Genomic DNA, 2545 nt, shown 5'->3' on the forward strand with positions numbered 1-2545 from the left:
ATCCGCGCAGCCAGTTCACCCCGCGCCAGACTGCCGTCCTCGAGCAGCTGCAGAAGGGCAAGGCCAACAAGATCATCGCCTTCGAGCTCAACATGAAGGAGAGCACCGTCAAGGTGCACGTGCGCAACATCATGCGCAAGGTCGGCGCCACGAACCGGACCGAGGTGGCGATCCGGGCCCTCGAGTCGCGCTCCGAGCTCAAGCTGTAGGCCGCGAGCCGCGCCGCCGGAGCCCGCGCGGAAGGGCGCCTCCGGCCCCTCGGCGCGGCCCGCGCTCCCCTGCGGGCGCCGAGCCCCGGACAGGGGCTGCTGCGGCCGGCTCCCCGGCCCTCGATCCCCACGCGTCGCGCCCGCCCTCCCGTCCGAGGCGGCGGGCGCTTCCGCGTCGCCGGGAGGGACGCCCGCCGGTCCCCAACGATCGACCGGGCCGCGCGGCGCCACCACCTTCCGTGCGAACAGAATCCCGATCTATTCCAGCATTACCATCCCCGGACTGGCCGAATACGATCGTCCCGCGACGGTCGACGGGCCCGCGCGCCGCTGATCCTCCCGGGCAGAACGGATTCTTCGATGCGGTGCTACTTTCATCTCAGGCAGGGCCATCACCTGCGCATCGCCGACCCGGTGGGCGTCGAGGCCGGCGACATCGCGCAGGCGCGGGCGGAGACCCGGGCGGTCCTGCGCGAGATGGCGGCGGAGATGCGCCGGGACCCCGCCCGCTGGTGCGGCTGGTCGGTCGAGGTGACCGACGCCTCCGGCACAATCCTGTTCTCGGCCGAGCTCGACGACGAGGATTTCTGAGGGCAGCGCCCGCTCGCGCGGCGCCCGGGCGCCGCTCTCGAAGCCCTTGTCCCGACGCGCACCCTCGCGCCGGAGCGGCCGCCCGCGCCGGCGCGAGGGTGCGCGGCGACGGCACGGGCGCGCGGGGCGGGTCCTTCGGAACGGGTCCGGGAGGCAGACGGCGCGGGGATCCGGGGGAGGAGCCGCAGCGGCGCCGGGCGGGTCTGCGAGCCGGCTCCCGGAACGCCGAGGAGGCGCCGCGCGGGGCAGCCGGGAAACCGTTCCGGCGATGGTCAGCACCATCGCGGCGATGGTCACGCACCATCGCGGCGATGGTCACCGCCGCCCGCGGGGTCGCGGCCTCAGGGCTCCCGGATGCCCTCGTCCACGACCTGGAGCAGCGGGTAGAGGAAGTACGAGATGACCCGGCGGCGCCCCACCAGGATCTCGCCCTGGACCGCCATCCCGGGCAGGACGCGGGCGCCCGCGGGCAGGGCCCGCAGGGGCGTGTCCGTCAGGGCCACCCGGGCCTTGTAGAACAGCGTCGCGGCCTGGCTCGGGGCGGACGCGCCCGGCGCCCTGCCGTCGGGCTCGGACTGGAAGGCGTCCTGGCTCAGGGTGCGCACGATGCCGCCGCCCGTCCCGTGCTTCTGGAACGGGAAGGCGTCGAACTTGACCCGCGCGGTCTGGCCGACGGCGACGTGGCCGATGTCGCGGGGATGGATCATCACCTCGGCCTCGATGGCGCTGCCGGTCGGCACCAGGGTGAGGAGCGGCTCGGCCTGGCGCACCACCGACCCGGCGCCGCGCTGGGCGATGTCGAGCACGATCCCGTCGGCGGGTGCCGTCAGGGTGACGAGCTGGCGGCGCAGGGCTGCCTTGCGGAGCTCCTCGGCGGCGACGGTGCGCTTCTCGCGCGCCTCCGCGAGGGATTCGAGGGTCGTGCGGCCGGTCTCGTCGAGGAAGGCCTGGCGCTGCGCCCTGGCCTTCTCCAGGTCGTGCCCGGCCTCGACCTGGGCGCCCCGGGTGCGCACCAGGGAGGCCTCGATGTCGAGGCGGGTGTCGCGGGTCTGGAGCAGGTTCAGCTTGGAGCCGGTCTGGTGCTCCAGCAGGGTCGTGCGCATCGCCTCGATCTCCCGCAGGCCGTCGAGGCGCTGGACCAGCACCGTCTCCTCGCGGCGGTTGCGCAGGAGGCCCGACTCGGCGCGGGCGATGTCCTCGTCGAGGGTGCGCAGGCGGCTCTCCCGGAAGGCCTTGCGCTGGCGGGCGAGGCGCGCCTCCAGGGCCTGCTCGGGCCTCGCCATGTCGAAGCGCGGCATGTCCCGGCCCTCGAACTCGGCCTCGAGCCGCGACACCATGGCGTCCATGGCGGAGAAGCGCGCGGTGAGCTGCTGGACGTCGGCCTCGCTGAAGGTCGGGTCGAGCACGGCCAGCACGTCGCCCGCCGAGACCGTCTGCCCGACCGCGACCGCGATGCTGCGGATCGAGGCCGTCTCGAGGGGCTGCACCACGATGTTCGGCTCGGTGGTGACGAGCTTGCCGCGGGCGACCGCGATCTCGTCGATCTCGGTCAGGCAGGCCCAGGCCACCGCCGTGGCGATCAGCGCCGTCACGAGGTAGAGGGTCGCGCGGGCCGCCCGGGGCGGGGCCCGCTCCTCGACCGCGACCGCGTCCGGCTGGAACTCGGACACGATCGCGGCGCGCCGCCGCGTCGGCAGGGCGACGACCTGTCCGCCGCGCGGCGCGGCCCGGCGGTCGCGCGGCGC

General features: G+C 74.9%; 3 protein-coding genes. 2 read left to right on the forward strand and 1 reads right to left on the reverse strand.

Features of this window, described 5'->3' with window-relative positions; genetic code table 11:
• Both DT057_RS34550 and DT057_RS34555 read left to right on the forward strand, forming a co-directional pair.
• Nucleotides 1-209: response regulator transcription factor (locus DT057_RS34550; RefSeq protein WP_162501611.1), on the forward strand; the 209-nt coding region annotated here is incomplete at its 5' end.
• Nucleotides 210-569: 360 nt separating this feature from the next.
• Entirely contained in the window at nucleotides 570-800 is a 231-nt protein-coding gene (locus DT057_RS34555; protein ID WP_128566506.1) for a DUF6894 family protein, read from the forward strand.
• Between the two features lie 341 nt (nucleotides 801-1141).
• Here the strand turns inward: DT057_RS34555 and DT057_RS34560 are convergent.
• The coding region (locus DT057_RS34560) for an HlyD family type I secretion periplasmic adaptor subunit (protein ID WP_338103531.1) at nucleotides 1142-2545 on the reverse strand (1404 nt) is incomplete at its 5' end.

The sequence above is a fragment of the Methylobacterium crusticola genome, assembly GCF_003574465.1.
GTDB lineage: Bacteria > Pseudomonadota > Alphaproteobacteria > Rhizobiales > Beijerinckiaceae > Methylobacterium > Methylobacterium crusticola.